Annotated in this window: 3 rRNA genes; all 3 read left to right on the top strand. The window is 54.1% G+C overall.

Annotated elements, in window-relative coordinates:
• Positions 1-153: 153 nt before the first annotated feature.
• A 16S ribosomal RNA gene (locus BAUR9175_RS18920) occupies positions 154-1,687 on the top strand.
• A gap of 410 nt (positions 1,688-2,097) precedes the next feature.
• Positions 2,098-5,211 (top strand): 23S ribosomal RNA (locus BAUR9175_RS18915).
• Between the two features lie 157 nt (positions 5,212-5,368).
• Positions 5,369-5,487 (top strand): 5S ribosomal RNA (gene rrf, locus BAUR9175_RS18910).
• The 16S, 23S and 5S rRNA genes sit together here, the layout of an rRNA operon.
• Positions 5,488-5,498: the final 11 nt, after the last annotated feature.

The following is a 5,498-nucleotide window of genomic DNA, read 5'->3' as shown; positions in this document are numbered from 1 at the left end:
TTTCTGGTAAGACAATCACATGTTCACACATTTGTGGCCTCCCCTCGCCGGGTGGTCACGCCAGCATGTGTGGACATGATTAATTGGTCAGCCTCGGTCACCCCGTGATCGTTGGTTGGCTGTCTTGCTGGGATTCATTCGTAACATAATTTTTTTATGGAGAGTTTGATCCTGGCTCAGGACGAACGCTGGCTGCGTGCTTAACACATGCAAGTCGAACGCTGAAGCCCTGGTGCTTGCACCGGGGTGGATGAGTGGCGAACGGGTGAGTAACACGTGAGTAACCTGCCCCCGACTTCGGGATAAGCCCGGGAAACTGGGTCTAATACCGGATATGACCATCACTCGCATGAGTGATGGTGGAAAGTTTTTTCGGTTGGGGATGGGCTCGCGGCCTATCAGTTTGTTGGTGAGGTAATGGCTCACCAAGACGACGACGGGTAGCCGGCCTGAGAGGGCGACCGGCCACACTGGGACTGAGACACGGCCCAGACTCCTACGGGAGGCAGCAGTGGGGAATATTGCACAATGGGGGAAACCCTGATGCAGCGACGCAGCGTGCGGGATGACGGCCTTCGGGTTGTAAACCGCTTTCAGCAGGGAAGAAGCCCCTTGGGGTGACGGTACCTGCAGAAGAAGTACCGGCTAACTACGTGCCAGCAGCCGCGGTAATACGTAGGGTACAAGCGTTGTCCGGAATTATTGGGCGTAAAGAGCTCGTAGGTGGTTGGTCACGTCTGCTGTGGAAACGCAACGCTTAACGTTGCGCGTGCAGTGGGTACGGGCTGACTAGAGTGCAGTAGGGGAGTCTGGAATTCCTGGTGTAGCGGTGAAATGCGCAGATATCAGGAGGAACACCGGTGGCGAAGGCGGGACTCTGGGCTGTAACTGACACTGAGGAGCGAAAGCATGGGGAGCGAACAGGATTAGATACCCTGGTAGTCCATGCCGTAAACGTTGGGCACTAGGTGTGGGGGACATTCCACGTTCTCCGCGCCGTAGCTAACGCATTAAGTGCCCCGCCTGGGGAGTACGGTCGCAAGGCTAAAACTCAAAGGAATTGACGGGGGCCCGCACAAGCGGCGGAGCATGCGGATTAATTCGATGCAACGCGAAGAACCTTACCAAGGCTTGACATACACCAGACCGTTCTGGAAACAGTTCCTCCCCTTTGGGGTTGGTGTACAGGTGGTGCATGGTTGTCGTCAGCTCGTGTCGTGAGATGTTGGGTTAAGTCCCGCAACGAGCGCAACCCTCGTTCTATGTTGCCAGCACGTGATGGTGGGAACTCATAGGAGACTGCCGGGGTCAACTCGGAGGAAGGTGGGGATGACGTCAAATCATCATGCCCTTTATGTCTTGGGCTTCACGCATGCTACAATGGCTGGTACAGAGAGATGCGAGACCGCGAGGTTTTAGCGAATCCCTTAAAGCCAGTCTCAGTTCGGATCGTAGTCTGCAATTCGACTACGTGAAGTCGGAGTCGCTAGTAATCGCAGATCAGCAACGCTGCGGTGAATACGTTCCCGGGCCTTGTACACACCGCCCGTCAAGTCACGAAAGTCGGTAACACCCGAAGCCGGTGGCCCAACCCTTGTGGAGGGGGCCGTCTAAGGTGGGACTGGTGATTGGGACTAAGTCGTAACAAGGTAGCCGTACCGGAAGGTGCGGCTGGATCACCTCCTTTCTAAGGAGCACACATAAGAACCCCAACGTGTCACCCGTACGTGGTGCCGGTTGGGAGCTCAAGGGTGGAACATCATTATTTTCGCTCAACCCGCACAGCGTCGTTAAGGTTCATGCCTTGTCGACGGTGTGATGATGGTGGGCTAGAACGAACACGTTATTGGGTCCTGGAATCACAAACCAACCAGCAATGGTTGGGTGTGGTTTCAACCAACAGGACCAACCCGTCCAGACCAGCAGCCTTCGGTTGTGTGGGTGTGGGTGGTGTTTGGTAGTGGTTTGAGAATCGTATAGTGGACGCGAGCATCAACAGCCTGAACTTTGTTTGGGTTGTTATGTAATGTGATTTTTCTTGTGAAATCTTAGTGTGAAATTTTCGCACACACATTTTGCAACCAAATTTTTTGGGTGTGATGAGTGTGTAAGAGCGCATGGTGGATGCCTTGGCATCAGGAGCCGATGAAGGACGTGGAAATCTGCGATAAGCCTCGGGGAGCCGATAAACGGGCTGTGATCCGAGGGTGTCCGAATGGGGAAACCCCGCCACATGAGAGTGTGGTGACCCGCATCTGAATATATAGGGTGTGTGGAGGGAACGCGGGGAAGTGAAACATCTCAGTACCCGTAGGAAGAGAAAATAAAACATGATTCCGGGAGTAGTGGCGAGCGAAACTGGATCAGCCTAAACCGTGTGCGTGTCAAACGTGCTGGTGTTGCGTATGCGGTGTTGTGGGGAATGCGTGTTCGGTCCAGCATGACCGAGTCGTTGATGTGTGCTGCGTGTAGTCGAAGCTGGTGGGAAACAGTACCGGAGTGGGTGAGAGTCCCGTAGACGAAACATGTGGCCCCGACGATATGTGTTTGCCCGAGTAGCACGATACTCGTGGAATGTCGTGTGAATCTGCCAGGACCACCTGGTAAGGCTAAATACTTCCTGATGACCGATAGCGGATAGTACCGTGAGGGAATGGTGAAAAGTACCCCGGGAGGGGAGTGAAATAGTACCTGAAACCATGTGCTTACAATCCGTCAGAGCCTCCTTGTTGGGGTGATGGCGTGCCTTTTGAAGAATGAGCCTGCGAGTTAGCGGTGCGTGGCGAGGTTAACCCGAGAGGGGTAGTCGTAGCGAAAGCGAGTCCGAATAGGGCGTTTGAGTCGCGTGTCCTAGACCCGAAGCGGAGTGATCTAGCCATGGGCAGGGTGAAGCGTGTGTAAGAGCGCGTGGAGGCCCGCACCCACTTCAGTTGAAAATGGAGGGGATGACCTGTGGTTAGGGGTGAAAGGCCAATCAAACTCTGTGATAGCTGGTTCTCCCCGAAATGCATTTAGGTGCAGCGTTGCGTGGTTCTTGCCGGAGGTAGAGCTACTGGATGGCTGATGGGCCCCACCGGGTTACTGACGTCAACTAAACTCCGAATGCCGGTAAGGTTCAGCGTGGCAGTGAGACAGTGGGGGATAAGCTTCATTGTCGAGAGGGAAACAGCCCAGACCATCAACTAAGGCCCCTAAGCGTGTGCTAAGTGGGAAAGGATGTTCAGTTGCGAAGACAACCAGGAGGTTGGCTTAGAAGCAGCCATCCTTGAAAGAGTGCGTAATAGCTCACTGGTCAAGTGATTGAGCGCCGATAATGTAGCGGGGCTAAGTACACCGCCGAAGTTGTGGCAGCACCCCTGATAGCCGTAATGGTGGGGTGTTGGGTAGGGGAGCGTCGTGCTGGCAGTGAAGTCGCCGTGTGAACGAGTGGTGGAGCCGGTACGAGTGAGAATGCAGGCATGAGTAGCGAAAGACGGGTGAGAAACCCGTCCACCGGATGACCAAGGGTTCCAGGGCTAGGCTAATCCGCCCTGGGTAAGTCGGGACCTAAGGCGAGGCCGACAGGCGTAGTCGATGGACAACCAGTTGATATTCTGGTACCGACGCATAACCGTCAATACCAAAACACACGATACTAACCTCGGTGTTCTTCCGTGATGCCTTCGGGTGTCTGGTTGAAGGATTCTGTGGGACCTGAGTGTGGAGTCGGTAAGCGCGAGGTGTGACGCAGGAAGGTAGCCAGGCCACGCGATGGTAGTCGTGGTCTAAGGTCGTAGCACGTGGGGGTAGGTAAATCCGTCCCCACATTGAGTGTGAGAGCTGATGGGCGCCCCACTTGTGGTGGGGTGATCTGGTGATCCTATGCTGCCGAGAAAAGCATCGGCGTGAGGTTGTGTGTTGCCCGTACCCTATAACCGACACAGGTGGTCAGGTAGAGAATACTAAGGTGATCGAGAGAATCGTGGTTAAGGAACTCGGCAAAATGCCCCCGTAACTTCGGGAGAAGGGGGACCATCCCGGTGAAGCCAACGTGCTTGGTGATGTGCTGGTGGTGGTCGCAGAGGCCAGAGAGAAGCGACTGTTTATTAAAAACACAGGTCCGTGCGAAGATGTAAGTCGATGTATACGGACTGACGCCTGCCCGGTGCTGGAAGGTTAAGAGGACTCGTTAACCCGTAAGGGTGAAGCGGAGAATTTAAGCCCCAGTAAACGGCGGTGGTAACTATAACCATCCTAAGGTAGCGAAATTCCTTGTCGGGTAAGTTCCGACCTGCACGAATGGCGTAACGACTTCTCTGCTGTCTCAACCACGAACTCGGCGAAATTGCATTACGAGTAAAGATGCTCGTTACGCGCAGCAGGACGGAAAGACCCCGAGACCTTCACTATAGTTTGGTATTGGGATTCGGTGTGGTTTGTGTAGGATAGGTGGGAGACTGTGAAACTATCACGCTAGTGGTGGTGGAGTCGTCAAGTGAAATACCACTCTGACTATTCTGGATTTCTTAACTTCGGACCCTGATCGGGTTCAGGGACAGTGCCTGATGGGTAGTTTAACTGGGGCGGTTGCCTCCTAAAGAGTAACGGAGGCGCCCAAAGGTTCCCTCAGCCTGGTTGGCAATCAGGTGTCGAGTGTAAGTGCACAAGGGAGCTTGACTGTGAGACGGACGTGTCGAGCAGGAGCGAAAGCTGGGACTAGTGACCCGGCCATGGCTTGTGGAAGCGTGGTCGCTCAACGGATAAAAGGTACCTCGGGGATAACAGGCTGATCTTGCCCAAGAGTCCATATCGACGGCATGGTTTGGCACCTCGATGTCGGCTCGTCGCATCCTGGGGCTGTAGTCGGTCCCAAGGGTTGGGCTGTTCGCCCATTAAAGCGGTACGCGAGCTGGGTTTAGAACGTCGTGAGACAGTTCGGTCCCTATCCGCTGCGTGCGTAGGAAATTTGTGGAGGCCTGTCCTTAGTACGAGAGGACCGGGACGGACGAACCTCTGGTGTGCCAGTTGTACCGCCAGGTGCATGGCTGGTTGGCTACGTTCGGGAAGGATAACCGCTGAAAGCATCTAAGCGGGAAGCCTGCTTCGAGATGAGATTTCCAACCCATTAAGTTGGGGTGAGGTGTCCTATAGATTATGGGTTTGATAGGCCGGGTATGGAAGCACTGTGAGGTGTGGAGTTGACTGGTACTAATACGCCGATCACTCATCAACCTTTATTTTTGTTTGGTGTGTGCGTTAAATACGCTATGGGTTTTACGAGATATTAACGAGTCACATTGTGTGTGGTGTTCGCGTTCGCTGTACGGTTCTTGGACCGCTACTACACTCTTGAGGTGTGATTACTCGGGTGGTGGTGGTTTGTTGGTTTTGCGGTGGTGATAGTGGTGGGGAAACGCCCGGTTAACCGTTCCGATCCCGGTAGCTAAGCCCATTCGCGCTGATGGTACTGCAACTTGGTGGTTGTGGGAGAGTAGGTGACTGCCGCAATATTCTTTAAG

This window comes from Brevibacterium aurantiacum, from assembly GCF_900169065.1.
Taxonomy (GTDB): domain Bacteria; phylum Actinomycetota; class Actinomycetes; order Actinomycetales; family Brevibacteriaceae; genus Brevibacterium; species Brevibacterium aurantiacum.
The sequence above is the reverse complement of the archived record's forward strand: the minus strand, read 5'-3'. Positions and strand labels throughout refer to the sequence as shown.